At 63.8% G+C, this 25,586-nt stretch carries 25 protein-coding genes; 17 read left to right on the top strand and 8 right to left on the bottom strand.

What is annotated here, in order from left to right; genetic code table 11:
• Positions 1 to 281: 281 nt before the first annotated feature.
• The gene (locus tag NLY33_RS27755; protein WP_023706630.1) at positions 282 to 683 is read left to right on the top strand and encodes an endonuclease domain-containing protein; all 402 of its coding nucleotides are present in this window, start codon (positions 282 to 284) and stop codon (positions 681 to 683) included.
• A gap of 425 nt (positions 684 to 1,108) precedes the next feature.
• Complete coding sequence (gene glyS / locus NLY33_RS27750) at positions 1,109 to 3,613, top strand: glycine--tRNA ligase subunit beta (RefSeq protein ID WP_023706633.1); 2,505 nt, start codon at positions 1,109 to 1,111, stop codon at positions 3,611 to 3,613.
• Between the two features lie 75 nt (positions 3,614 to 3,688).
• Here glyS and NLY33_RS27745 read toward each other — a convergent pair whose 3' ends face one another.
• Both NLY33_RS27745 and NLY33_RS27740 read right to left on the bottom strand, forming a co-directional pair.
• Complete coding sequence (locus NLY33_RS27745) at positions 3,689 to 4,072, bottom strand: hypothetical protein (RefSeq protein ID WP_245261207.1); 384 nt, start codon at positions 4,070 to 4,072, stop codon at positions 3,689 to 3,691.
• 165 nt (positions 4,073 to 4,237) lie between these two features.
• Positions 4,238 to 4,696 (bottom strand): hypothetical protein, encoded by a 459-nt coding sequence (locus tag NLY33_RS27740; RefSeq protein ID WP_023706636.1) that lies wholly within the window; start codon positions 4,694 to 4,696, stop codon positions 4,238 to 4,240.
• 372 nt (positions 4,697 to 5,068) lie between these two features.
• Here NLY33_RS27740 and NLY33_RS27735 point away from each other — a divergent pair, with 372 nt between their 5' ends.
• The 3 genes from NLY33_RS27735 to NLY33_RS27725 all read left to right on the top strand — a co-directional run bounded on the left by NLY33_RS27735 (position 5,069) and on the right by NLY33_RS27725 (position 8,234).
• The gene (locus NLY33_RS27735; RefSeq protein ID WP_023709652.1) at positions 5,069 to 6,034 is read left to right on the top strand and encodes an L-threonylcarbamoyladenylate synthase; all 966 of its coding nucleotides are present in this window, start codon (positions 5,069 to 5,071) and stop codon (positions 6,032 to 6,034) included.
• An 18-nt stretch (positions 6,035 to 6,052) separates the two neighbouring features.
• Positions 6,053 to 7,483, top strand: coding sequence for an FAD-binding oxidoreductase (locus NLY33_RS27730; RefSeq protein WP_023706638.1), 1,431 nt, complete (start codon positions 6,053 to 6,055; stop codon positions 7,481 to 7,483).
• Between the two features lie 184 nt (positions 7,484 to 7,667).
• Positions 7,668 to 8,234, top strand: coding sequence for a DUF6101 family protein (locus NLY33_RS27725; RefSeq protein ID WP_023706639.1), 567 nt, complete (start codon positions 7,668 to 7,670; stop codon positions 8,232 to 8,234).
• Positions 8,235 to 8,495: 261 nt separating this feature from the next.
• Here the strand turns inward: NLY33_RS27725 and ubiA are convergent, their stop codons facing one another.
• Positions 8,496 to 9,479, bottom strand: coding sequence for a 4-hydroxybenzoate octaprenyltransferase (gene ubiA, locus NLY33_RS27720; protein ID WP_023706640.1), 984 nt, complete (start codon positions 9,477 to 9,479; stop codon positions 8,496 to 8,498).
• A gap of 51 nt (positions 9,480 to 9,530) precedes the next feature.
• Positions 9,531 to 10,442 (bottom strand): LysR family transcriptional regulator, encoded by a 912-nt coding sequence (locus NLY33_RS27715; RefSeq protein WP_023706641.1) that lies wholly within the window; start codon positions 10,440 to 10,442, stop codon positions 9,531 to 9,533.
• A 91-nt stretch (positions 10,443 to 10,533) separates the two neighbouring features.
• On the opposite strand from NLY33_RS27715, the gene NLY33_RS27710 reads away from it, so the two are divergent.
• Both NLY33_RS27710 and purD read left to right on the top strand, forming a co-directional pair.
• Positions 10,534 to 11,328: a phytanoyl-CoA dioxygenase family protein gene (locus NLY33_RS27710; RefSeq protein ID WP_023706642.1), complete on the top strand. Its 795-nt coding sequence runs from the start codon at positions 10,534 to 10,536 to the stop codon at positions 11,326 to 11,328.
• Between the two features lie 145 nt (positions 11,329 to 11,473).
• Positions 11,474 to 12,757 carry a phosphoribosylamine--glycine ligase gene (gene purD / locus NLY33_RS27705; RefSeq protein WP_023708742.1) on the top strand — a complete coding sequence of 428 codons (1,284 nt, stop codon included), beginning with the start codon at positions 11,474 to 11,476 and terminating at the stop codon, positions 12,755 to 12,757.
• Between the two features lie 3 nt (positions 12,758 to 12,760).
• On the opposite strand, the gene NLY33_RS27700 is transcribed toward purD, so the two are convergent.
• Positions 12,761 to 13,870: a glycoside hydrolase family 25 protein gene (locus tag NLY33_RS27700; RefSeq protein WP_023709366.1), complete on the bottom strand. Its 1,110-nt coding sequence runs from the start codon at positions 13,868 to 13,870 to the stop codon at positions 12,761 to 12,763.
• Between the two features lie 451 nt (positions 13,871 to 14,321).
• Here NLY33_RS27700 and NLY33_RS27695 point away from each other — a divergent pair, with 451 nt between their 5' ends.
• Both NLY33_RS27695 and NLY33_RS27690 read left to right on the top strand, forming a co-directional pair.
• Positions 14,322 to 16,091: an acyl-CoA dehydrogenase family protein gene (locus NLY33_RS27695; protein ID WP_286439425.1), complete on the top strand. Its 1,770-nt coding sequence runs from the start codon at positions 14,322 to 14,324 to the stop codon at positions 16,089 to 16,091.
• A gap of 31 nt (positions 16,092 to 16,122) precedes the next feature.
• Complete coding sequence (locus NLY33_RS27690) at positions 16,123 to 16,875, top strand: crotonase/enoyl-CoA hydratase family protein (protein WP_023709654.1); 753 nt, start codon at positions 16,123 to 16,125, stop codon at positions 16,873 to 16,875.
• Positions 16,876 to 16,883: 8 nt separating this feature from the next.
• Here NLY33_RS27690 and pdxH read toward each other — a convergent pair whose 3' ends face one another.
• Positions 16,884 to 17,501, bottom strand: a complete 618-nt coding sequence (gene pdxH / locus NLY33_RS27685; RefSeq protein WP_023668448.1) for a pyridoxamine 5'-phosphate oxidase — start codon at positions 17,499 to 17,501, stop codon at positions 16,884 to 16,886.
• A 40-nt stretch (positions 17,502 to 17,541) separates the two neighbouring features.
• On the opposite strand from pdxH, the gene NLY33_RS27680 reads away from it, so the two are divergent.
• Both NLY33_RS27680 and NLY33_RS27675 read left to right on the top strand, forming a co-directional pair.
• Positions 17,542 to 18,003, top strand: a complete 462-nt coding sequence (locus NLY33_RS27680) for an RT0821/Lpp0805 family surface protein (protein WP_023687129.1) — start codon at positions 17,542 to 17,544, stop codon at positions 18,001 to 18,003.
• Between the two features lie 124 nt (positions 18,004 to 18,127).
• Entirely contained in the window at positions 18,128 to 19,057 is a 930-nt protein-coding gene (locus tag NLY33_RS27675; RefSeq protein WP_023706648.1) for a DnaJ C-terminal domain-containing protein, read from the top strand.
• A gap of 19 nt (positions 19,058 to 19,076) precedes the next feature.
• Here the strand turns inward: NLY33_RS27675 and NLY33_RS27670 are convergent, their stop codons facing one another.
• Entirely contained in the window at positions 19,077 to 19,712 is a 636-nt protein-coding gene (locus NLY33_RS27670) for a TetR/AcrR family transcriptional regulator (protein ID WP_023706649.1), read from the bottom strand.
• A 187-nt stretch (positions 19,713 to 19,899) separates the two neighbouring features.
• Here NLY33_RS27670 and mddA point away from each other — a divergent pair, with 187 nt between their 5' ends.
• The 3 genes from mddA to NLY33_RS27655 all read left to right on the top strand — a co-directional run bounded on the left by mddA (position 19,900) and on the right by NLY33_RS27655 (position 22,308).
• On the top strand, positions 19,900 to 20,634 hold the full coding sequence (gene mddA, locus NLY33_RS27665) for a methanethiol S-methyltransferase (protein WP_023687132.1): 735 nt from the start codon (positions 19,900 to 19,902) through the stop codon (positions 20,632 to 20,634).
• A 218-nt stretch (positions 20,635 to 20,852) separates the two neighbouring features.
• Positions 20,853 to 21,674, top strand: coding sequence for an enoyl-ACP reductase FabI (gene fabI, locus NLY33_RS27660; RefSeq protein WP_023687133.1), 822 nt, complete (start codon positions 20,853 to 20,855; stop codon positions 21,672 to 21,674).
• A gap of 46 nt (positions 21,675 to 21,720) precedes the next feature.
• On the top strand, positions 21,721 to 22,308 hold the full coding sequence (locus tag NLY33_RS27655; RefSeq protein WP_023685404.1) for a histidine phosphatase family protein: 588 nt from the start codon (positions 21,721 to 21,723) through the stop codon (positions 22,306 to 22,308).
• Between the two features lie 84 nt (positions 22,309 to 22,392).
• Here NLY33_RS27655 and NLY33_RS27650 read toward each other — a convergent pair whose 3' ends face one another.
• On the bottom strand, positions 22,393 to 22,647 hold the full coding sequence (locus tag NLY33_RS27650) for a DUF1344 domain-containing protein (protein WP_023685405.1): 255 nt from the start codon (positions 22,645 to 22,647) through the stop codon (positions 22,393 to 22,395).
• Between the two features lie 183 nt (positions 22,648 to 22,830).
• Between NLY33_RS27650 and aroC the strand changes: the two genes are divergently transcribed.
• The 3 genes from aroC to NLY33_RS27635 all read left to right on the top strand — a co-directional run bounded on the left by aroC (position 22,831) and on the right by NLY33_RS27635 (position 25,561).
• On the top strand, positions 22,831 to 23,946 hold the full coding sequence (gene aroC, locus NLY33_RS27645) for a chorismate synthase (RefSeq protein WP_023706652.1): 1,116 nt from the start codon (positions 22,831 to 22,833) through the stop codon (positions 23,944 to 23,946).
• Between the two features lie 74 nt (positions 23,947 to 24,020).
• Positions 24,021 to 25,121 (top strand): 3,4-dihydroxy-2-butanone-4-phosphate synthase, encoded by a 1,101-nt coding sequence (gene ribB / locus NLY33_RS27640; RefSeq protein WP_023709368.1) that lies wholly within the window; start codon positions 24,021 to 24,023, stop codon positions 25,119 to 25,121.
• Positions 25,122 to 25,138: 17 nt separating this feature from the next.
• Positions 25,139 to 25,561, top strand: coding sequence for a hypothetical protein (locus NLY33_RS27635; RefSeq protein ID WP_023685408.1), 423 nt, complete (start codon positions 25,139 to 25,141; stop codon positions 25,559 to 25,561).
• Positions 25,562 to 25,586 lie beyond the last annotated feature (25 nt).

Raw genomic sequence — 25,586 nt, 5'->3', positions numbered from 1 at the left:
CTGCGCGGCGAAACAGGCGCTGAGCGCGATGATCTGGAGGAGTCTCGATGCCGTTTTCATGGTCGTTCAGCCAATAAGTTCCCTGCCTGAGCGTTGGTCGCTTCAGCGCTGCGTTTGGTTCATGGAAATCTTTGATCCAAGGACGGGCGGGCTGGTTGCGGCCCGACAGGGGCGGTCAAATTTCTGGAAACAGCGGTCAGCCGAGTTGCTATGCCCTCTTACCTCCCCCTAGATGGGGAGGTCGCCGCGAAGCGGCGGGTGGGGTGACAGCGCGACGTTCCATGCCAAAACTCGATCGATTCAAGCTGCAGTCTGCGCAAAGGCTTCGCGCGGCGATGACCGACGAGGAACGCATCCTGTGGCGGCATCTGTGGCGCATTCCAGTAGAAGGCACTCATTTTCGCAGGCAGGCGTCGGTAGGCGTTTACTTCCCTGATTTCATCTCCCACCGGCTGAAGCTGATCATTGAGGTGGACGGTGTCCAGCACAGCTTCGATGGCCAACAGCACCATGACGAACGTCGAACGAAATGGTTTGAGAGCCAGGGTTATCGAGTCATCCGCTTCTGGAACCATGAAATCAAAAACGAACTGGATTCCGTGCTCGATACGATCTATGCGGCGGTGGAAGAACGAAAATCACACCTGCGTTTGCGCGATGGTGCCGAAGGTATCGGCGGCTGAGAGGTCGCCACCCCACCCCGGCGCTGCGCGCCGACCCTCCCCATCGAGGGGAGGGTGGGAGCCTAACTATGCCTGATCTGCTTCTAGAACTCCGCTCGGAAGAGATTCCCGCCCAGCCGCGCAACCGCAGCGCCGGAGGCGCGAGGACGCGCAAACGGGAAGAAGGCATGCGGGTGGAGAAACTCTGATGCCGGATTTGTTGCTGGAATTTCGCTCCGAGGAAATACCGGCCCGGCTGCGCGCCCGCAGCGCCGGAGGCGCGAGGACGCGCAATCAGGAAGAAGGCATGCGGGTGGAGAAACTCTGATGCCTGATCTTTTGCTAGAACTTCGCTCCGAGGAAATCCCCGCCCGGCCGCGCAACCGCAGCGCCGGAGGCGCGAGGACGCGCAATCAGGGAGAAGGCATGCGGGTGGAGAAACTCTGATGCCGGATTTGTTGCTGGAACTCCGCTCCGAGGAAATCCCCGCCCGCATGCAGCGCAAGGCGGCGGGCGATCTCAGGAAGATGCTGACCGACGGTCTGGTCGAGGCGGGTCTGACCTATGACGCCGCGCGCGAATACTGGACGCCGCGGCGCCTGGCGCTCGATGTCAGGGGCCTGACCGCGCGCTCGAAGGATATCCACGAGGAGATCAAGGGGCCGTCGACGACGGCGCCGGAACAGGCGGTGCAGGGCTTTCTGCGCAAGGCAGGTCTTGCCTCGGCTGCCGAGGCGCATGTCCATTCCGATCCGAAGAAGGGCGACTTCTACGTCGCCCATATTTCGAAGCCGGGCAGGGCGGCGGAAGAAATCATCGCCGAACTGGTGCCGGCCATCATTCGCGGCTTCCCCTGGCCGACATCGATGCGATGGGGGCCGGCTTCGGCGAAGCCCGGTTCGCTGCGCTGGGTGCGGCCGCTGCAGACGATTCTGTGCACCTTCGGGCCGGAGACCGAGGAGCCGGTGGTGGTCGATTTCGAGATCGATGGCATCCGCTCGGGCAATATCACCTACGGCCATCGTTTCATGGCGCCGGGTGAAATCACCGTGCGTCGCTTCGACGATTACGTGACCAAGCTGGAAGCAGCCAAGGTCGTGCTCGACGGCGACCGGCGCAAGGAGATCATCCTTGCCGACGCCCGCAACCTCGCCTTCGCCAACGGGCTCGATCTGGTCGAGGACGAAGGGCTGCTGGAGGAAGTGTCGGGCCTGGTCGAATGGCCGGTGGTGCTGATGGGCGAATTCGAGCAGGCCTTTCTTGCCATTCCGCCCGAGGTGGTGCGGCTGACCATTCGCGCCAATCAGAAATGCTTTGTCACCCGTCCGCAAGGCGACGGCGAAAACCTTTCCAACCGCTTCATCCTCACTGCCAACATCGAGGCGAAGGATGGCGGCAAGGAGATCGCGCACGGCAACGGCAAGGTGGTGCGCGCGCGCCTGTCGGATGCGCTGTACTTCTGGCGGACCGACCAGGGCGATCTGCCCGATCTGGGAGAGCTCGAGGCATCGGCAAAAAAGTTCGGGCTCGATCTGAAAAAGCCGCTCGACCAACGCATGGCCCGCCTCGACCATCTCGGGGTGACTTTCCACGCCAAGCTCGGCACGCAAGGCGAGCGGGTGGAGCGGATCAAGCGGCTGGCGGAAGAGCTGGCGCCAACAGTGGCGCAGTCGATCTCCCCCCTTGAGGGGGAGATCGCCGGCAGGCCAGAGGGGGTCGCTTCGGCTGCCGCGACGCCGTCCGGTCTCTCGAAGAAAGAGGGAGTTGGCGCTCCACGCGAGACGACCCCCTCCGTCGCCTTCGGCGACATCTCCCCCTCGAGGGGGGAGATTACCGCGCTCGCCGCTCGCGCCGCTGTGCTGGCCAAGGCCGATCTCACGACAGAAGCAGTGGGCGAGTTTCCGGAACTGCAAGGCGCAATGGGCCGCAAATACGCGCTGCTGCAAGGCGAGCATCCGTCCGTGGCCGCGGCGATCGAGGAGCACTACAAGCCGCAAGGTCCGTCCGACCGCGTGCCGACCGATCCGGTGTCGATTGCCGTCGCGCTGGCCGACAAGCTCGACACGCTGGTCGGCTTCTGGGCCATTGATGAAAAGCCGACGGGGTCTAAGGACCCTTACGCGCTGAGAAGGGCCGCACTGGGTGTAGTCAGGATATTGGTCGAGAATGGCATCAAGCTGGCAATGTTGAGTTTGCTAAGAGCTGCTCATACCGCCCAATACGACCGGCTGCACAGCCGCAAGCTAGTGGTAACGGAGATAGATCCGACGGACTTTGAATTGCCAGAGGACCATCCGGACACCCTTTGGGGGCAGTATGATTTTTCGGACGAAGGTCGGGAGATTTACCTAACAGACGGCTGTAACTATGCACGTTTTGAAAGCGGTCAGATCGCGGAGGTGTATACGTTTCGAGGCTCGTTAGAAGTTCTCTCCGACCTCATCGCCTTCTTCCACGACCGCCTGAAAGTCTATCTCCGCGACCAGGGCGCCCGCCACGATCTCATCGATGCGGTCATCACGCCGCAGTCGGATGACCTCCTGCAGATCGTGCGCCGCGTCGAAGCGCTCGGCTACTTCCTCGACACCGAGGACGGCAAGAACCTGCTCGCCGGCACCAAGCGCGCGGCCAACATTCTGGCTGCCGAGGAGAAGAAGAAAACGCGTGTCGCCGCGACTGTTGAGCCGGCGCTGTTTCGCGAGGAGGCCGAGAAATCGCTGTTTGCGGCGGTGAATCAGGCGGAGAGAGAAGCCGGCGAAGCGATTCAAAACGAAGACTTTTCCGCCGCCATGCTGGCGCTTAGCGTGTTGCGTGAACCGGTTGATTCATTCTTTGAACGCGTTCTCGTGAATGATGAGGACCAGGCCGTGCGCGCCAACCGCCTGGCGCTGCTGGCTCGCATCCGCACGGCCACCGATCAGGTCGCGGATTTTTCCAGAATAGCTGGCTAAGCGACGGACAAGCCCGAACACGGGCGGCGTTCACACGCCGCCCGTCTTGTTTTCAGTCCTCCCGAGGCTGACCCGTCAGTCCTCCAAAATGCTGACATGCACGCTGTCTGAATAGACGTCGACCTGGATCAGCGGCTCGCCATTGACGATGGCGTTCCGTGTCGAGGAGCTCATCGCGCCACCGCGCTTCAGCATGCGTTCCAGATACGCGCGATCATCGTTGCTGCGGAACCAGTCATCGCCCTGGTCGTCGGCATCGCGCCGGTGGAACTTGTGCCAGTTGGCACGGTCCTGCCGCACCATCTGTGCTGCGCTGCTCAGCCCATAGCCGTCGCTGGCATGGTGGTCGCGATCGGAAATGCGCGCGACGTAGGACCCTAGCTCGTCACCGGCCTGCGCGCCGCCGACACCTATAGGTGACGCCAGCAACAGGCCGGCAATAGTCAAAGATTTCGTCATGTTCATGATAACCCCTCGCTCTCCTAGAACCCGGCGCGCTCATGCCAAACCCGATTGGCGAAATTGGGGCCGCCGCCGCCAAGCCGATCCTGCGCCGGGGCGTCGATCGGCGTCAAGCGGCATGGATCGGCCGACTGTCTTGGCCGACTGTTTTGGCTGAATGGCCTACTCGGCTTTGCCGACGCCCTCGATCGGCTGCTGCGGTGTTGCTGCCGGCTGCGGCGCTGCCGGTTGCGACTCGGGCTTGCCGTTCGATGCCGTTGCAGTTCCGGCTGGTGCGGTCTCTGCCGTCGGCTCAGTCGCCGGCGCCGCGGCGCTCGCCCTGGCCGGAGCCGGCGCGGCGAAGGCGCCGCCGACGATGCCGCCGCGAATGATCATCGGGTCCTGGCCGTGCCTAGGCTTTTCGGGGATCGCCGCGACCTTTTCATAAGTCACATCGGGCTGGGCATCGCCGAGTGCGACGATCGATGGCGACGAGGCGATCCTGACCGGTTCGGATCCGCCAACCTTGATGACCGATGGCGTCGAGGTCGAGACGCCGAGAAAGACGATCGACGAGGCGTGCGCCCCACCGGTCATCGCCGCCAGGGTGAAACCAAGCGCTCCAAGCACACGCATCGACATCGAAACCGTCCCCTTGCCCGACAAGCCGCCAGCCCTAACCGCAAATAGCCTTAACCCCAGTGGATTGATGCCGGCTTGCAGGGAAACGTAGCATTTTAGGCATTGATAATTCGCCAACGCCGGCTTGCCCGAAAACCACTGCCGTATTAGAGCAATTCCAGGAAAAGTGAGTAGCGGTTTTCCGTCCGGAATTGCGCAAAAACAAATACTTAGAGCGTTTCAGCGAACCGCTGAACCGCTCTAATGCATGTCGCTCAAAAGTGGCCCCGGTTTTGAGAGAACGACATGCATCAAAACAAAGACCTAAAGCGCGTCGCATGAATCCGGTTCAGCGCGACGCGCTTTAGGTCCGGTGCCTGTGAGGTGAAGCGAGTGGCTGAGATACTATCCGTCGGCGAAGCGATGGAGCAGGCGTTGGCGCTGCTTGAGGGCGGCGACGTCGTCGCCATCCCGACGGAGACCGTCTATGGACTGGCCAGCGACGCGACCAATGGCGTCGGCGTCGCCCGCATTTTCGAAGCCAAGGGCCGGCCGCGCTTCAACCCGCTGATCGCCCATGTCGCCGATCTGGCGATGGCCGAGCGCATTGCGATCTTCGACCCGCTTTCGAAGCGGCTGGCCGAGGCGTTCTGGCCGGGGCCGCTGACGCTGGTGCTGCCGCTCCGACCCGGCAACGGCATCCATCCGCTGGTCACCGCCGGGCTCGATACGATCGCGCTGCGCATGCCGAGGGGGTTCGGCGGCGAGCTGATCGCCAGACTCGGCCGGCCGTTGGCCGCGCCCAGCGCGAACTCTTCGGGCAAGATAAGCGCCACGACAGCGCAAGCCGTGGCGGCCGATCTCGGCGTCAAAATCCGGCTGGTGGTCGATGGCGGCGCCACCCCGGTCGGGCTGGAATCGACCATCGTCAAGGTCGAAGGCAACGGCCTGCGGCTGCTGAGGCCGGGCGGCATCGCTGCCGCGGAGATCGAGGCGGCCGTCGGCGTGAAACTGCTGCGCGGCGCCACAGCCGGCATCGAGGCGCCAGGTATGCTGGCGTCGCATTACGCGCCGGGCGCCGCGGTGCGGCTCAATGTGCAAAGCGTGGGCGCGGGCGAGGCTTTGCTGGCCTTTGGCGAGCAGCGCGCGGAAGGCTGGCAAGCGGCCGCGGCCTTGCGCAACCTGTCCGCATCGGGCGATTTGCGCGAAGCCGCAAGCAATCTGTTCGCGTATCTGCAGGAACTCGACCGCAGCGGTGCGGCCACGATCGCCGTCGAGCCGATCCCGGTCGAAGGGCTCGGCGAGGCGATCAACGATCGGCTGTTTCGTGCCGCTGCCCCCCGTGACAAGCTCGATTGAGCGCCATAGTTTGCGCCCATGAACGACGCACCCTTCGACCTCGATCCCGCCCTCATCGCCCGCTTTGCGGCAATCGTCGGCGACAAATATGCGCTGCGCGACCAGGCCGATATTGCGCCGTATCTTGCCGAGCGGCGCGGCCTATGGCACGGCAGGACCGCCTTGGTGTTGCGTCCCGGCAGCGTCGACGAGGTCAGCCGGATCATGCGGCTGGCGAGCGGGACCGGTACGCCGGTCGTGCCGCAGAGCGGCAACACCGGGCTGGTCGGCGCCCAGGTGCCGGATGCCTCCGGCCGCGAGATCGTGCTTTCTTTGTCGCGGCTGAACCGCATTCGCGAGATCGACGTCTTCTCGAACACGGTGACCGTCGAAGCCGGCGTCATCCTGCAGACGCTGCAGGAAGCCGCCGACGCCGCCGACCGGCTGTTTCCGCTGTCGCTTGCCGCGCAAGGGTCCTGCCAGATCGGCGGCAATCTCTCGTCCAATGCCGGCGGCACCGGCGTGCTTGCCTATGGCAATGCGCGCGAACTCTGCCTTGGTGTCGAAGTCGTGCTGCCGACCGGCGAGGTGTTCGACGATCTGCGCAAACTGAAGAAGGACAACACCGGCTACGATCTGAAGAACCTGTTCGTCGGCGCCGAAGGCACGCTCGGCATCATCACCGCCGCGGTGCTGAAACTGTTTCCCAAGCCCAAGGGGCGCGAAGTCGCCTTTGCCGGCCTGTCGTCGCCGGAAGCAGCGCTTTCGCTGTTCAGCCTGGCGATGGACCGGGCCGGGGCGGCACTCACCGCCTTCGAGCTGATCGGCCAGCGTCCTTATGATTTCACGCTGCGCCATGCGCAGGGCGTCACGCGGCCGCTGGTGCAGGATTGGCCATGGTATGTGTTGATGCAGGTGTCGTCGGGCCGTTCGGCCGAGGACGCCAGGGGGCTGATCGAAGAAGTGCTGTCGGCAGGCCTCGAGCAAGGCATCGTCGGCGACGCGGTGATCGCGGCCAGCCTGGCGCAGGGCGACGCGTTCTGGAACTTCCGCGAGGTGCTGCCGGATTCGCAAAAGCCCGAAGGCGCTTCGATCAAGCATGATATTTCGGTGCCGGTGGCATCCATCCCGGCGTTTATCGAAAAGGCGGCCGGTGCAGTGGCTTCGGTCAGTCCGCAGGCGCGCGTCGTCTGCTTCGGTCATATGGGCGATGGCAATCTCCACTACAACATCTCCCGGCCGGAGGGCGGTGACGATGAAGCGTTTCTCGGCCTCTACCACGCCATGAACCATGCCGTGCACGATGTCGTGCGCTCCTTCCAGGGTTCGATCTCGGCCGAGCATGGCATCGGCCAGTTGAAGCGCGACGAGCTGATCGCCACCGCGCCGCCCATGGCGATCGAGCTGATGCGCCGGGTGAAGGCGGCCTTCGACCCGGCCGGCATCATGAATCCCGGTAAGGTTATCTGATCCTTTCAACATTTTGTGGCTGGTCTCATTCCGATAACCATCGCCTGAGATCAGCAAAATTTAACTGACTTTCTTAAGCCGGGCGGCAGAAGCTCGCGCTAATGTTTCACACAACGAGGCCGGGAAAACTGGCCCGGTGGGATCCGTGAAAGCGGCTCTCAGGAGAAACACAGGAAGGCAGCAGATGAACAGTGTATCGAAGCCCGTCTGGGCTGGGCGCAACATGCGCCTCGACCCATTCCGCCTGCCGCAAGTGGTGAGCTATGCCACGCGCGACGACTATGGCGACGTTACCTTCACCATCGACCAGCGCGGCGCCGTCATCCGCCGCACGCTCGAGATGAGCGGCGTGCCGGCGATCATCGCGCTGCCCGCCAACGCGTTTCGCGGCGTCGCCGCCCGCGCGATGGAGGATGCGCAAGGCAACGTCACGGTAACCCTCGAACTCCTGCACAACGACCCGATGCTGTCGGTGCCGCTGCTGGTGGCCGACGATCTCGACGACGTCGCCGCCGACTGGCGCGCCTGGGCCGATGCTTACCGGCTGCAGATGCTGCTGATCGAATCCGACGGCATTGCCCGCACGCTGGAGGAATCGCTCGGCGCCGCCATCAAGGCGCTGCCGGCCAAGGATCGCCGCAAGGGCCGGGTCTCGACCACGCGCCGCCCGCGCTTCCTCGCCCGCCGCAGGGCCGGCAATCTCGGGCTGAGACTGGTGATCGACGGCCAGGAGATTATTTCGAGAGAGTAGCTTGACCGGCGATTGGCGAAACCGCCGACGACAGCCTTCTTCTCAATATACGGGGGGTTGAGGAGCGGTCCGCGTAGCGGACGAAAAGCCAATTGCTTGGCTTTTCGAGTGACGAACGCCCGGCAGGGCGATAAGGGGCGGCGCTGACCGAGGCATTTCTCGCAATATCGCCGCTGTGCATCTCACCTCAACTGCGAAGATTGGCGCTGCCCCTCATCCGGCTGCCGCCACCTTCTCCCCGTAGTGACGGGGAGAAGGAGATTAAACCAGCGGCTTTAGCGCCACCCACAGCGCACCGCCGATCAGGCCGATGAAGATCAACCAGCCGACCTGGTTGTTGGATTTGAACAGCCGCAGGCATTGATCGGGATCGTCGATATCCAGAACCGCTATCTGCCGCGCCATATGGGCGCCGGCGGCGATCAGCCCGGCCAGCGCCACCACCGGCACCTGCGCCGAGGCGAAGGCGATGGCGAAGCAGACCAGCGTGCCGCCATAAAGCCCGACCAGCCAGGTCTTGGTGTTGTCGCCGAACAGCCGCGCCGTCGAGCGCACGCCGACGATTGCGTCGTCTTCCTTGTCCTGATGTGCATAGATGGTGTCGTAGCCGATCACCCACAGGATCGAGCCGATATAGAGCATGATGGCCGGGCCATCGAGATCGCCGAACTCGACCGCCCAGCCCATCAGCGCACCCCAGGAGAAGGCGAGCCCGAGCACCAATTGCGGCCAGTTGGTGAAGCGCTTCATGAAGGGATAGACGGCAACGATGACCAGCGAGACGATGCCGAGCGGAATGGCGAAGTCGTTGAACTGCAGCAGCACGACCAGGCCCAGCAAGGCCTGGATGACCAGGAACGCCCAGGCTTGGCGGCGCGTCACCTTGCCGGCCGGCAATGGCCGCGAGCGCGTGCGCTCGACCTTGTTGTCGATGTCCTGGTCGACAATGTCGTTATAGGTGCAGCCGGCGCCACGCATGGCGACGGCGCCGACAAAGAACAGGAACAGGAACCACGGCGACGGCAGCAATGTGAGCAACGGGTCTGCCGGGCGGGGATAGGCGCTGGCCGCAAGCGCTGCCGACCACCAGCAGGGCCACAGCAGCAATTGCCAGCCGATCGGCCGGTCCCAGCGCGCAAGCTGCGCGTAAGGCCACAGCCAGCGCGGCAATATCTTGTAGACCCAATGGCCGCTCGGCGCGTCGGCGACGCGGCCCTGTGCGGCTTTCGACTGGATGGTTTCCATCGTGCTGGAGTGGCAGCAGCGGCGTGCGCCGTCAAGCGGCCGCATTGTCGCTCAGGCGGTGAAAACATCGTGGCTGGCAAACCATGCCTTCGCCACCTCCGTGAAGGCCAGCGCCGCCTTCGACAGCCTTTGCCTTGTGTCATGGGTGAGGATGATGCGCTGCATCGGCAGCGGATCGGACAGCGGCTTGCAGACCAGCGGCAGCCCGTCATAACTCCTGTCGCCATAGGGCCTGGTGTAGCTCACTGCGACGCCGAAGCCGTTGGCGACCATGCTGCGCTGCAGTTCGAACGAACTCGCCGTCGATTGCGAGACCGGCGACAGGCCGCGGCTGAGGAACAGGTCCAGCATATGCTGCCAGCTATGCGGCTGGTCGGTGGTGATCAAGGGATGGGTCGCCAGCTCCGCCAGGCTGACGCTCGCCTGGCTGGCCAGTGCGTGGCCTTGCGGCAGAAGCGCGTGTGGCCGCAGCTCATGCAGCAGGATGCGGGCGAAGTGCGAGGGCAGGCCGAGATCGTAGGTCAGGCCGAGATCGATTGCCGCATCGCCGAGCCGCCGGCCCAGCGTCTCGAAGGTCTCGTCGCGGACCACCACGGTGACCGCCGGGCAGCGTTGCGAAAAAGCGCGGATCAGCGCCGGCGCGAAATAGGGCGCCAGATCCTCGAAACAGCCGAGCACAAGTTCGCCCCCGACATCGGCGTCGCGCGTCCCGAGCCCAACCAGTTCGTCCGCTTCGGCCAGCACCTGCTTTGCCTTCGCCACCGCGCTGCGGCCGAACGAGGTCAGCGCGATGCCGCTGCCGCGCTGGCGCACGAACAGTTTCTGGCCGAGCGTCGCTTCGACATTGTCGATCGCCACCGAGATCGACGGCTGTGAGACGTTCAGCATCCGCGCGGCCGCGGTGACGCTGCCATGCCGTGCGACGGCGACGAGGTAACGCAGCTGGGTGAGGGTCAGATTCATAGTCTAAAACTATAAGAGAGATGAGAAGTTATTATTTTACGCGATGTGCGGCGGCTGCGATAGTCGGTCATCGAAACAGGGAAGACATGAGATGGCCGCCAGACATATTGATGCCGCAGCGATTGCCGACTACCAGCGCGACGGCGCGGTCTGCATACGCGGCGCCTTCAAGGACTGGGTCGGCACCATCGCCGCCGGCATCGAGCGCAACATGCAAAACCGCAGCGCCACGGCTTCGGACATCGCCAACGGCAAGGGCAGCTTCTTCGACGATTACTGCAATTGGGAGCGCATTCCCGAATTCGTCGACGTGGTGCGCAATTCCCCGGCCGCGGAACTCGCGGCAGCGGCGATGCAGTCGCGCAGCGCCCAGTTCTTCCACGACCATGTGCTGGTCAAGGAACCGGGCACGCAAAAGCCGACGCCTTGGCACCAGGACATCCCGTATTACTTCGTCGATGGCACCCAGACCGTCAGCTTCTGGATTCCGATCGATCCGGTCAAGGAAGCGACGCTGCGGCTGATCGCCGGCTCGCACAAATGGGACAAGATGATCCTGCCGGTGCGCTGGCTAGATGACAGCAATTTCTATGCCGGCGAGGGCGACTACCTCCCCGTGCCGGATCCAGACAAGGACCCGTCGCTGAAGGTGCTCGAATGGGAGATGGAACCGGGGGACGCCATCCTGTTCGACTTCCGCACCGCGCATGGTGCGCGCGGCAATCCGACCGCGGCGCGGCGCCGGGCGCTGTCGCTGCGCTGGGTCGGCGACGATGCGCGCTATGTCGAGCGCCCCGGCCGTACCTCGCCGCCCTATCCCGGCCATGACATGAAGCCCGGCCAGAAACTGCGCGAGGACTGGTTTCCAGTGGTCTTCCAGAGCTGAGCCGCGAGAGCCGCGCTTCTGCTTCGGCTCGCCGATGCGTGCGACGTTGCCGTGCGCAACCGGCAAGCAGCGGACCAAAAGTCTTGACCCGCGCTGCGCAGCGCAATAGCGCAGTCCCTGTCGTGAAATGACAAGGGACATCGGCATGCGCGTTTTGTTGATCGGCTCCGGCGGCCGCGAACATGCCTTGGCCTGGAAGATCGCGGCCTCGCCGCTTTTGACCAAGCTCTATGCCGCGCCCGGCAATCCGGGCATCGCCCGCGAGGCCGAACTGGTCAAGCTCGACATCGCCGACCATGCCGCTGTCGCAACCTTCTGCAAGGACAATGCGATCGACCTCGTCGTCGTCGGGCCGGAAGGCCCGCTGGTCGCCGGCATTGCCGACGACCTGCGCGGCGAGGGCATCCGCGTCTTCGGCCCGTCGAAGCGGGCAGCGCGGCTCGAAGGCTCGAAAGGTTTTACCAAGGACCTTTGCGCCAAATACGGCATCCCGACCGCCGCCTATGGCCGCTTCACCGAACTGGCTGCGGCCAAGGCTTACGTCGAAAAGGTGGGAGCGCCGATCGTCATCAAGGCCGACGGGCTCGCTGCCGGCAAGGGCGTCACCATCGCCATGACGCTGGACGAGGCGCGCGCCGCCCTCGATGCTTGTTTCGACGGCGCATTCGGTGGCGCCGGTGCCGAGGTCGTGGTCGAGGAATTCATGACCGGCGAGGAGGCAAGCTTCTTTTGCCTCTGCGACGGCACGACCGCACTTCCCTTTGGCACCGCACAGGACCACAAGCGCGTCGGCGACGGCGATACCGGCCCCAATACCGGCGGCATGGGCGCCTATTCGCCGGCGCCGGTGATGAGCCCCGAAATGGTCGAGCGCACCATGCGCGAGATCGTCGAGCCGACCATGCACGGCATTGCCGAGCTTGGCGCGCCGTTCGCCGGTATTCTGTTTGCCGGGCTGATGATCACCGACAAGGGGCCGAAGCTGATCGAATACAATACCCGCTTCGGCGATCCCGAGTGCCAGGTGCTGATGATGCGGCTGAAGGACGATCTGCTGGTGCTGCTCAACGCCGCCGTCGACGGCCAGTTGGCGCACAGTTCGATCCGCTGGCGCGACGATGCCGCGCTGACCGTGGTGATGGCGGCACAGGGCTATCCCGGGACGCCGGAAAAAGGCTCGGTCATTCGGGGTCTCGACGAAGCCGCTGGCGAAGGCGTTGAGATTTTCCATGCCGGCACTGCCATCAATGGCGGCGCGCTGGTCGCCAATGGCGGCCGCGTGCTCAACGTCACGGCATCAGGCAAGACGGTGGGTGAAGCGCAAAGCCGCGCTTACGCCGCGCTCGACCGTATCGACTGGCCGCAAGGCTTCTGCCGCCGCGACATAGGCTGGCAGGCGGTGGCGCGGGAGAAAGCCAGCGTCACCTGAGCCTCAGCGCTCGCGAAGGAGTTCCGTTGAAGCGGTGCTGACCGGGTCGGCGGCCTGCGAGAAGGCGGCCTCGAGCAGAGCCTCCGAACGATACGCAGTCCGCTTCCAGGCGACATACTCGGCAATGCCGAAGCGCGCGCGGCGCGGCACCGTCTTGACCACCGGCATGCGGAAGGCAGCGCGGAATGTCTGCCAGCGCGCGCCGAGCACCGCCACCATCTCCTCGACCGTCGGTGGCGTCGCCACATCGGCATAGGTGATGGTGACTTTTCCGGCGAGCCCGGCTGCGCGCGAGACTGGCACCGGTATCGAGGCGAGGTAGTCGGGCGGCACGTCGATCAGGCCGCCGAAGGGCCATTGCTGGCGCAGTGCCGCCGCGTCCATCGGCGCGACGTTGACGTCGATGTCGTTGGGCGTGCCGGGGACCCGGTAGGGGCAGCGCAGGCGGCCGCAATTGGCCTGCGCCGAAAACTGCCACAGCGCATAGCCCTGCCAGTTGCCCATCGGAAAGTGCACGTCGATGTCGGGCTTGTAGCGCGCATACCAGAGCGGCAGCCGCGACAAGAGCCGGTATCGATAGCGGTTGTCGGCGATGAACTGGGCGGTCTTGCCGTTGGTGTAGAGGATCGGGAAACGGCCGAGCCGCCGGTGCACCTGGCGCACGAATTCCTCGGCATCCTCGAGTGACATCCATTGCGAGGGGTCGTTGCCTTCGAGATCGAGGGCGAGCAGATCGTCAGGGGCTGGCTCGGCGAAATCGATGAAACTGTTGGCCTGCTCGAGCGGATTGCCGGGGCGGGCAAGATGATAGGCGCCCCATTTCAGGCCGAGCGCCTTGGCCACCACCTTGCGCGTCTGAAACAGCTCGCGTGTCACCGCAAAGCGTTTCCACAATGTCTTGCAGAGTTTGACCGCTATCTCGTCGCCGAAGCAGAAATAGGGCGGCGGCAGCCCGTCGGAGGCCTTGTTGATGAAGCCGACAATGCGCTTGTCGGTGGCAAGCGCACCCCAGTCGATGGAATTGTATTCATAGGCGTCGACCACCAGCGCGCGGTCGCCATCCCGCCACGGCTCGGAAAAGTCCGAGGCTGTAGCCGCTGACATCAGCGCCATCATCGCCGCGAGAGCGATCGCTGAGCGGCGAAGAAGATGCGTCGGCGTTTTCAAACAGGGGATCCCCGCTGACCAAACACCGATGGTGGACCGGTATGGTTAAGGAAGTGCTTTCGGGCAGGAGTCCTGTCGCTCTCGCGATTTCGTCATTCTATGGCGAAGCAAGGAGCGAAGCGACGCGGCGCGGACCATAGTATGCATTCCGCGACTTCGAAGCGTTGCCACGGCGCGGAATTCTGCACCGTTGCGCCCCTAGCGCGAGGTCGCGACATGGTACTCGGCGTCCGCTACGCTCCCGCTCCACCCGTGGACGACGAAGTTCGATGAAAATCCGCGTGACAAAGTTTGACGTTTACGTAAAAAGAAGGTCGGAGGCCGCCCAGAGGCGGATGGTTTTGCATCGGCCCGGGTCCTAGGATCGAGCGGTCGGAGCAGCGGAGGAGAAAGCGGCATGTACAAGGCCCCGGTCGACGACATTTCGTTCACGCTCAAGCATGTCGCCGCGCTCAAGCCGGCGCTAGACCGCGGCGCGTTCGGGGACCTCGGCGAAGACCTTGTCGACGCCATCCTGTCCGAGGCCGGCCGCTTCGCCAGCGAGGAAGTGGCGCCGCTCTACAAGATCGGCGACGAGCATGGCGCGGTGCTGAAGGATGCGACCGTGACCACGCCGCCCGGCTGGAAGGCGCTTTACCGCAGCTGGATCGACGGCGGCTGGAACGCGCTGTCGGGACCGGAAGAATTCGGTGGCCAGGGCCTGCCGACCATGCTCGGCGTTGCCGCGCTCGAAATGTGGAACTCCGCCGCCATGGCCTTCGGCATCGGCCCGACGCTGACCATGGGCGCGGTCGAGGCGCTCGACAAGCATGCTTCCGAAGCGCTGAAGGCAAAGTATCTGGCAAAGCTCGTCTCCGGCGAGTGGATGGGGACGATGAACCTGACCGAGTCGCAGGCCGGTTCCGATCTCGCCGCCTTGCGCAGCCGCGCCGAGCCTGCCGGCGACGGTACTTACCGCATCTTCGGCCAGAAGATCTTCATCACCTATGGCGAGCATGATTTCACCGACAACATCATCCATCTGGTGTTGGCGCGGCTGCCGGATGCGCCGGCCGGCACGCGCGGCATTTCGTTGTTCCTGGTGCCGAAATTCCTGGTCAATGATGACGGCTCGCTCGGCGCCCGCAACGACGTCTTCTGTTCCGGCCTCGAGCACAAGCTCGGCATCCATGCCTCGCCGACTTGCACCATGATCTATGGCGACGGGTTCCAGGGTGCTGCGCCCGGCGCCATCGGTTGGCTGATCGGCGAGGAGAACAAGGGGCTCGCCTGCATGTTCACCATGATGAACAACGCGAGGCTTTGCGTCGGCATGCAGGGCGTGGCAGTGGCCGAAGCCGCGACGCAGAAGGCGATCGCCTATGCCAATGAGCGCCGCCAGGGCAAGGCATCGGACTTTTCAGGCGCCGGGATGGCGCCGATCGTCCATCACCCCGACGTGCAGCGCAATCTCTTGACCATGAAGGCTTTGACCCAGATCGCCCGCGCCATCTCGTATTCCTGCGCCTATGCCATCGACTTCGCGCGTGTGTCGACAGGCGAGGAGGCCGCGCATTGGCGCGATCGCGCCAATCTGCTGACGCCGCTGGCCAAGGCCTTTTCCACCGATATCGGCGTCGATGTCGCATCGCTCGGCGTCCAGGTCCACGGCGGCATGGGCTTCATCGAGGAGACGGGCGCGGCCGCGCTCTATCGCGACGCCCGCATCGCGCCGATCTATGAAGGCACCAACGGCATCCAGGCGATCGACCTTGTAGCCCGCAAATTGCCGCTTGGCGGCGGCGAGCATGTGCATGGCTATATCGCCGAACTGAAGGCCATCGCCGACGAGGTGCGGACCTCGAACCTGCAGGGCTTCGGCCGCACCGCCGAAGCGCTTGACCAGGCGTTCGACGATCTCACCGAGGCGACGCGCTTCCTGCAGAAGCTGCTGGCCGACGGCCGTCTGGACGAAGCGCAAGCCGGTGCGACCCCCTATCTCAGGCTGATCTCGCTTGCTGCCGGCGGCGCTTATCTGGCGCGTGGCGGACTTGCCCAGCAGAGCCGCATCGCCCTTTGCCGCTTTTTCGCCGAAAACCTGCTCGGCGAAGTCAGCGCCTTGAAGGAACGCGTCATCGATGGCGCCGAGAGCCTCGCTACCGCCGGCAAGGCGCTGATAACGGCCTGAGTACCAGAGCGCTCACCAGGGAAGAATGACCGTGACAGACCATATTCTCGTCGAGCGCCAGGGCGCCATCCAGATCATCCGCATGAACCGTCCCGACAAGAAGAACGCACTGACGCGCGCCATGTACGCGACAATGTCCAAGGCGCTGGCCGATGGCGATGCCGACCCGGCGGTTCGCGTCCATGTCTTCCTCGGTGTGCCTGGCGCCTTCTCTTCCGGCAACGATCTCGCCGATTTCCTGGTCATCGCCACCGGCGGTGAGGGCGGCAACGAGGTCTGGGACTTCCTGATGGCGCTGGCCAAAACGGAGAAGCCGATGGTCTCCGGCGTCGACGGCATTGCGGTCGGCATCGGCACCACGCTCAATTTGCATTGCGACCTGACTTTCGCCACGCCGCGCACGGTGTTCCGCACACCCTTCGTCGACCTCGGCCTGGTGCCGGAGGCGGGCTCCAGCCTGCTGGCGCCGCTCATCCTCGGCAGGCAGGGCGCCTTCGCGCTGCTTGGGCTCGGCGAAGGTTTTTCCGCCGAACGCGCCAAGGCCGCCGGCCTGATCTATGAGGTGGTCGAGGAGAACGGGCTAGAAGCCGCGGCACTTGCCGCGGCCGGCGCGATCGCCGCCAAGCCGCCGCAGGCGCTGAAGATCGCGCGTGACCTGATGCGCGCCCCGCGCCACGAGCTTGTCGCCCGCATCAAGGTGGAGAGCGAGCATTTCTCCGAGCGGCTGAAGTCCGACGAAGCGCGCGCCGCGTTGACCGCGTTTATGACTAGGAAGAAGGCCTGAACTTATCCTCAGGGATAAAGCCGTGTCTTGTCCCAGCCGCCTTCGGCGTTGCGCGAAAAGACCAGCCGATCGTGCAGCCGGAATGGCCGGTCGTGCCAGAACTCGATCGCCTGCGGCACGATGCGGAAGCCCGACCAGTGCTTTGGCCGCGGGATTTCGCCGATAGGGTAGCGCGCCGTGTATTCGGCCACCGCCTTCTCCAGGGCAAAGCGGCTTTCCAGCGGCCGCGACTGTTTCGAAGCCCATGCGCCGATCCGGCTGCCGCGCGGCCGCGTCGCGTAATAGGCGTCGGCTTCAGCGTCGCTGACGATTTCCACCGGTCCGCGTATGCGCACCTGGCGGCGCAGCGATTTCCAGTGGAAGCACATCGCCGCCTTCATGCTGCCAAGAATCTCGCGGCCCTTGGCGCTCTCGAAATTCGTGTAGAAGACAAAGCCGCTTTCATCGAACCCCTTGAGCAGCACCATACGCACATCCGGCATGCCGTCGGCATCGACGGTTGCAAGTGCTACGCCGTTGGCATCGTTGATTTCGCTTTTCTTGGCGTCCTCCAGCCACTCGGCAAAGAGCCGGAACGGCTCGGCGGCTTCGGTAAAGTCACTACTTGTTAACTCAGTGTCACTCATAGTTTTTCTCAAAATGTCTCGAGCTTCAGGAGGTTGCCGATTGTCGCGTATCGCGCAAGCTTTTGACAGCGGGCAATGGAGCGTTATCGCTTCGGCCAGTTCGAAAGCCGTGATCGTGATTATCGCCCTGCCACTTGCCGCCTGCGGCGCCGGCGGCTTCAGCCTGGAAAAGGCCGAGGTCGACCGTTCCATCGTCACCTCAAGCGCGCCGGCGAGGGTGACATCGACGGACGCCGACAGCGCTTCCGACCAGACCACGATCGGCAATGCGGTGTCTTCGGCCGACATCGAGGAGCTTCGCGGCCAGGCCGTGCCGTGGGCGAATGCCGACACCGGCTCGCGGGGCTCCATCACCGAACTCGCCGAAGTGCAGGACAACGGCCAGGCCTGCCGCAGCTTTACCGCCTCGCGCGAAAGCTTCGACGGCGTCGCTTTGTTCAAGGGGCAATTGTGCATCGCCGCGGCCGGCGGCTGGCACATGCAGGACTTCAAACCGCTCTGATTTTCGAGGTTTGCGGGCATCGCAATTTCAACCCTCGATAAGCCTGCGCGCCACTGGAATTTCTTCCTATGGGAGCGCATATAAGGGCCAACGTGGATTTAACTCATTTTCCAGGGCAGGACGCATGCGCGACCCCTATGAGGTGCTGGGCGTTGCCAAGAACGCATCGGCCAAGGACATAAAATCGGCTTACCGCAAGCTCGCCAAGAAGTATCATCCGGACCAGAATCCGAATGATCCCAAGGCCAAGGACCGTTTTGCCGCCGCCAATCAGGCCTATGAGGTCGTCGGCGACGAGAAGAACCGTGCGGCCTTCGACCGCGGCGAGATCGACGCCGACGGCAAGCCGAAATTCCAGGGCTTCGAGGGCGCAGCCGGCGGCGGCGATCCGTTCGGTGGCTTCCGCCGCCAGCAGGGCGCCGGCGGCTCGCGCTTCGAATTCCGATCGGGGCGTCCGGGCGGCGATCCGTTCGACGGCAACAGCGACATTTTCAGCCAGATCTTCGGCGACGCCTTTTCCGGCGCGCGCGGCGCCGGAACAGGCGACCGCCGCCAGCAGGCGACCGCCGCCGATCTGAACGTCACGCTCGACGTCACCATCGAGGAGATAGCGACCGCCGAAAAGGTGACGGCGATGTTTCCCGACGGCCGCAAGATTGCGGTCAAGCTGCCGGTCTATGTCGAGGATGGCCAGACCATCCGGCTGAAGGGCCAGGGCGAGCAGGGGCCGGCACAGCCGGGCGATGCGCTGGTCAAGATCCGTATCCGCAGGCACCCGCGCTACCGCATCGAGGGCCGTGACTTGCATGCCGATCTGGAGGTAGCGTTGGCCGACGCGGTGCTGGGCGCCAAGGTGCCGGTCGACACGCCGACCGGCAGGCTGGCGGTCAACATTCCGGCTTGGTCGAGTTCCGATAAGGTGCTGCGCCTGAAGGGCAGGGGCTTGCCGGAAAAGGCCGGCGGCCATGGCGATCTCTACGCCCATGTCCGCATCATGCTGCCGGAAGGCGGCGACAGCGAACTCGAAGCGCTGATGCGCAGCCGCAAAGGCTGACGCGGCTCGACTTCGCTGGCTAACTGCCGGGCGCTGCTTCCTCCATCCGCCGGATGGTTTCGCCGAAGCGGCGCAACGCCTGCCGCACCGGGACATGCGGGCTCTCGATCTCAAGCAGGATCATCGTCTCGCTGCCGAGGAATGCGGCGCTGACCAGGCTGGTTACTTCGGCGGCGGAGAATGGCCCGAGGCCGCCGAACCGACGCTCCGCCTCTTGCGCCAGTCCGTCCAGCAGTTCGAACCAGCCGCGCAGGTCGCGGCGCACCGCCTTGGCGATCTCGGGGCTCGACAGGCTTGCCGCGATCATCTCGTGCAGGATCCGGACATAGCCGGACGCCAGATCATCGTCGAGGAAATCGCAAGCGCGCTCCCAGCGTTGCCACAGCGGCATCGGTGCCGCAAAAGTCTCCGCCTGGCGTTTCAGCAGGCCCTCGTTCAGATGGTCGAGCAGGGCCAGGAACAGCCGTTCCTTGGAGCCGAAATGGTAATGGATCTGGCTGAGCGGAACGCCGGCGATCTCGGCAACGCGGCGCGTCGACAGATCGGCATAACCGCCTTGATGGAGGCATAACTCGGCGGCCGAAATCAGTTCGGCGCGCGTGTCGCGCTTTTGCTTGTTCTGCGGCGGGGTAACGGCTTCGGCAGCGTCCGTCATGCGGCGTGGCTGCCGCTGTTAGCGGTGCAATCTGGGCGGATCATAGCTTCTCCTGTCCGGGGCTGGACGTCCCTCCACTCTATCTCGGTCGAGCGACCGATCAAGTTGACTCGTCAGAGAATTTATGGTTTTTGACACTGAATTCGGTCGACCGACCGAATCCTGATGCTTGCATGGAGGGGCAGTCATGGCGGGCGTAATCACCCTTATCTACGGCGTTGCCGCATACCTGATTTTTCTCGGTTCGTTTCTCTATGCGGTCGGTTTCGTCGGCAACATGGTCGTGCCGAAATCCATCGATTCCGGAGTCGCTGGAAGTCCGGTCGAAGCCGTCATCGTCAATGCGCTGCTGCTCGGCCTTTTCGCCGCCCAGCACAGCATCATGGCGCGGCCGGTTTTCAAGCGCTGGTGGACACAGATTGTCCCGCACGCGGCCGAACGCAGCACCTATGTGCTTTTGGCCAGCCTCATCCTGCTGCTGCTCTACTGGCAATGGCGGCCGATCCCCGGTCTCGTCTGGACGGTCGAGAACCCGGTCTGGGTCGCCGTCATCCATGGCGTGTTCTGGCTCGGCTGGGCGGTATTGTTGACCAGCACCTTTCTGATCAACCATTTCGAACTGTTCGGCTTGCGCCAGGTTCTCGCCGCTTTGCGCAAGAGCGAACCGGCGCCGCCCGTGTTCAGGACGCCGCTGTTCTACAAATGGGTCCGGCACCCGCTCTATGTCGGCTTTCTCCTGGCCTTCTGGGCGACGCCGTCGATGACATGGGGCCATCTTCTGTTCGCGGCGGGCAGCACCGGCTACATCCTGCTCGGCATCTTCCTCGAGGAACGCGATCTCGTCGCGATGTTTGGCGATCAGTACCGCCTCTACCGCAAGCAGGTGGGAATGCTCATTCCTTGGCGCAAAATGGCTGGATAGGGCCGATGCGGTGCCGGCCAGCCGATTCGGCTGCCCGGCCTGGGCCGTCAAGGCGCGCTGGCCGCAGTGAGGCGTTCGAATCTCACAACAACCTTATTATCCCCATTCGTTGTCACGCCGAGTGTCTGAATTGAACGCGCGCCCCGTCTGTGCTTGATGCGCCTTTCTGCGTGTGCGATAGGCACTCCAAAGCAGAAAACCTTTCGGAGAGCGCTGACATGGCGGGTGGACAGGGCCTAATGGCCGGCAAGCGCGGGCTTATACTGGGCGTCGCCAACAACAGATCGATTGCCTACGGCATCGCCAAGGCCTGCGTCGACCATGGCGCCGAGATCGCGCTGACCTATCAGGGCGAGGCGTTCAAGAAGCGCGTCGAGCCGCTGGCTGCGGAATTGGGCGCCTTTGTCGCCGGTCATTGCGATGTCACTGATCCGGCGAGCCTCGACGACGTGTTTGCCAATGTCGCCAGGCATTGGGACGGCAAGCTCGACTTCCTCGTCCATGCCATCGCCTTTTCCGACAAGGACGAGTTGACCGGACGCTATGTCGAGACGACGCGCGACAATTTCCTGCGCACCATGGACATTTCGGTCTATTCCTTCACCACCATCGCCAAGCGCGCCGAAGCGCTGATGACCGATGGCGGCTCGCTGCTGACGCTGACCTATTATGGCGCTGAAAAGGTCATGCCGCATTACAACGTCATGGGTGTCGCCAAGGCCGCGCTGGAAGCCAGCGTGCGCTATCTCGCCGTCGACCTCGGCGGCAAGAAGATCCGCGTCAACGCCATCTCGGCCGGGCCGATCAAGACCTTGGCTGCTTCGGGCATCGGCGACTTCCGCTACATCCTCAAGTGGAACGAATACAATTCGCCGCTGAAGCAGACCGTCACCCAGGAAGAAGTCGGCGATTCCGCCGTGTATTTCCTGTCGGACCTGTCGCGTGGCGTCACCGGCGAGGTGCACCATGTCGATTCCGGCTATCACGTCGTCGGCATGAAGGCGGTCGACGCGCCGGATATTTCGACCGTCAAGGAATAGTTCTGCCGCGGTTTCCGCCTGCCTGTCCTGATTTCCGGAAGACCCGATGGTTCCGCTCGTCTACATCGTGCGCCATGGCCAGACGCAGTGGAATGCCGAGTCGCGGCTGCAGGGCCAGGCCGATACCGATCTCAACGCGCTCGGCCGCGAGCAGGCGACCCGCAATGGACGGCGGCTGGCCGAACTGATCCAGAACCCTGAGGATTTCGACTTTGTCGCCAGCCCGATGAAGCGGACGCGCGAGACGATGCAGCGGCTACGCTTGGCGATGCAACTCGATCCCGATGCCTACCGCACCGACCCGCGTCTGGTCGAGGTGCACTTTGGCGACTGGCAGGGCTTTACCTATGCCGAACTCGATGCGCGAATGCCGGGCTCGGCGAAGGCGCGACGACGCAACAAATGGAATTTCCAGCCGCCGGGCGAGGGCGCCGAAAGCTACCAGATGCTGCTCGAACGGGTGAAGCCGTGGTTCGAGGCGCTCGACCGCCAGACGGTCTGCGTCACGCATGGTGGCGTCGTGCGGACTCTGTTTCGGATGGTCGAAGGTGTTTCCGAACATGAAGCGGCAAACCTGGAAGTGCGGCAGGACCGGGTGCTCAGGCTGCAGGACGGGCGTCTGGATTGGCTTTAGGTTCGAGCAGATAAAAACAGGACGACCGTCCTGTTTATCCGGGCAGGGCTCCGCCGAGCGGCAAGACCCTGTTCGGCGTCGGTGTTACTCGGTGTCGGGCAGTTCCATGTCGGTGACGACGTTCTCGCCATTCGTCACGTCATAGGCAATGACGATATCCATGCCCGGCTTCAGCGAATCGAGATCGGTCTCGGCGTTGAGCTTGAAGGACTTGCCGTCCTCCAGCGTCAGCGTCAGCGCGTCCTTGTCGACCTTCTTGATCAGGCCTTCGGTCTGGCCGGCATAGGCGGCGGTGGAAATCAGCAACATGGCGGCAGCAGCGCCAATCAGGGTACGCATCGTCGTCCTCTTTGTCATTGCGCCTGCACGGATGGCGGCGAGCTTTCAACGGGCGGATGGAAGAGAGCAGAAACCAACCGAATGTGTCAAAACTAAAACCGCCGGATCACAGTTTGACCGCTGTGGAAAACGCCAATAGAACGCACCTTTGATCCGGTCCGCTGCCGGGCAGGGCTAAAATTCATGTCTCACAACACGTTCGGCCATCTGTTCCGCGTCACCACCTGGGGCGAAAGCCATGGCCCGTCGCTCGGCTGTGTCGTCGACGGCTGCCCGCCCGGGATCCGCTTCACACGGGCCGAAATCCAGGCCGAACTCGACAAGCGCCGTCCCGGCCAGTCACGTTTTGTGACCCAGCGCCGCGAGCCGGACGAGGTGAAGGTGCTGTCCGGCTTCATCCTCGACGAGGACGGCGAGACGATGATCACCACCGGCACGCCGGTCTCGATGCTGATCGAGAATGTCGACCAGCGCTCCAAGGACTATGGCGAGATTGCCCGCCAGTACCGTCCCGGCCACGCCGACTACACCTATGAAGTCAAATACGGCCTGCGCGACCATCGCGGCGGCGGTCGTTCCTCGGCGCGCGAGACGGCCGCGCGTGTGGCCGCCGGCGCGCTCGCCCGTAAGGTGGTGCCCGGAATGGTGGTGCGCGGCGCGCTGGTCTCGATGGGCGAAAAATCGATCGACCGCGCCAACTGGAACTGGAATTTCATCGGTGACGTCGAAAACCCGTTCTTCACCCCCGATCCGGCCTCCGTTCCGGTCTTCACCAGCTATCTCGACGGCATCCGCAAGTCCGGCTCCTCGGTCGGCGCGGTGATCGAGATCGTCGCTGACGGCGTGCCCGCCGGCCTTGGCGCGCCGATCTACGCCAAGCTCGACCAGGACATCGCGTCCGGCCTGATGTCGATCAACGCCGTCAAGGGCGTCGAGATCGGCAACGGTTTTGAAGCCGCCCGCATTACCGGCGAACAGAATGCCGACGAGATGCGCATCGGCAATGACGGCAAGCCGGTCTTCCTGTCCAACAATGCCGGCGGCATTCTGGGCGGCATCTCGACCGGCCAGGCGATCGTCGCCCGCTTCGCCGTCAAGCCGACCTCGTCGATCCTGACGCCGCGCAAATCCATCGACAAGGACGGCAACGACGTCGACGTCATGACCAAGGGCCGCCACGATCCCTGCGTCGGCATCCGTGCCGTGCCGATCGGCGAAGCCATGGTTGCCTGTGCCGTCGCCGACCATTATCTCCGGCACCGGGGACAGACAGGCCAGGGATTAGGCAGTAGGGATTAGGCAATAGGCCAGCCCATCCTTCCTTCCCTAACTCCTACTGCCCAACCCCTATTCCCTGCGAGCGAAGCGAGCCAATGCCATACGATCAGAAGAAAATCGTCGAAGCCATCCGCGCCTTCGAGCGCGGCGAGATCGTCGTCGTCATGGACGATGACGGGCGTGAGAACGAGGGCGACCTGATCGTTGCCGCCGTGCATTGCAGCCCGGAGAAAATGGCCTTCATCATCCGTCACACCTCCGGCATCGTCTGCACGCCGATGCCGCGCGAGGAGGCCAAGCGGCTCAATCTGCAGCCGATGGTCGCCGACAATGATTCCGCCCACACCACGGCCTTTACCGTCAGCGTCGATTTCAAGCATGGCACCACCACCGGCATTTCGGCCGAGGACCGCACGCTGACCGTGCGCAACCTGGCCAACGGCAATGTCGGCGGTTCGGATTTCGTGCGGCCCGGCCACATTTTTCCACTGATCGCGAGGGAAGGCGGCGTGCTGATGCGTTCGGGCCATACCGAAGCCGCCGTCGACCTGTGCAGACTTGCCGGCCTGCCGCCGGTTGGCGTGATCTCGGAGCTGGTCAATGACGACGGCACCGTCAAGCGCGGCCCGCAGGTTGCGAGCTTTGCCGAGGAACACGGCCTCAAGCAGGTCTCGGTCGCCGACCTCATCGCCTACCGGCAGCGCAAGGAAACGCTGGTCGAACGCGTCGCCTGCTCCGAAATCGACACACTCGGCGGCAAGGCACAGGTCTTTACCTACACGCTGCCCTGGGATTCCATGCACCATGTCGCGGTCGTTTTCGGCGACATCCGTGACGGCGAGGACGTGCCGGTGCGGCTGCATTCGGAGGATGTGGTGACCGACGTGTTCGGCACCAGCCACCGGCTCGACGCCATTATGAAGGCGATGGGCGAACGCAAGCGCGGCGTCATCGTTTACCTCCGAGAGGGTTCGGTCGGCGTCGCCCATCAGGAGCGCAACCGGCCGATGAGTGCCGACCGTGAGGACCACGAAGAGGCCCGCCGCCGTGAGAACGAGTGGCGAGAAATCGGCCTCGGCGCGCAGATTCTCAAGGATCTCGGCATCTCCTCGATCAATTTGATCGCCTCGCGCGAACGCCACTATGTCGGGCTTGAGGGCTTTGGCATTCATATCGCCAAGACCGAGATTTTCTAGGGGACAGGGGCGGTCGGATGAGCTTCGAGGCCTATCTCAATTGCTTTGAAGATGGCGAAGAGAGCTACTTCCCCACATCGATCGTCGAGGATGCCTTCGCGCCGTTCGTCACCAGGCGTGAACCTGAATTCACCTGCTGGGTCGTCGCCTATGACGATGCGTCGTCGGCCGACCTCTATCTCAATTTCGACCCCGGCGATGCCTCGCGATGTTCAGGCTTCACCGTCGCGCGGCCGCCCGATGATCCGCGCCTCTACGAAGCGCTGTGGAAAATCCTGCGTGTCACCAGCTCGGTCGTGTATTGCGCCGGAGAATGTCCGCCGATGGTCGGGCGCGCTGAAACCATACCCCATCTGAACCCGGATATGGTTGAGACACTGGGAAGTCCTGTTGTCGTTCTCGATGGAAACGAGATCCGCAAGAGGCTTGAACAGTCGTAGGGAGCCGCGCTCCTTTGGAGAAGCT

The organism is Mesorhizobium sp. C432A (genome assembly GCF_030323145.1).
Taxonomy (GTDB): Bacteria; Pseudomonadota; Alphaproteobacteria; order Rhizobiales; family Rhizobiaceae; genus Mesorhizobium.
The sequence above is the reverse complement of the archived record's forward strand: the minus strand, read 5'-3'. Positions and strand labels throughout refer to the sequence as shown.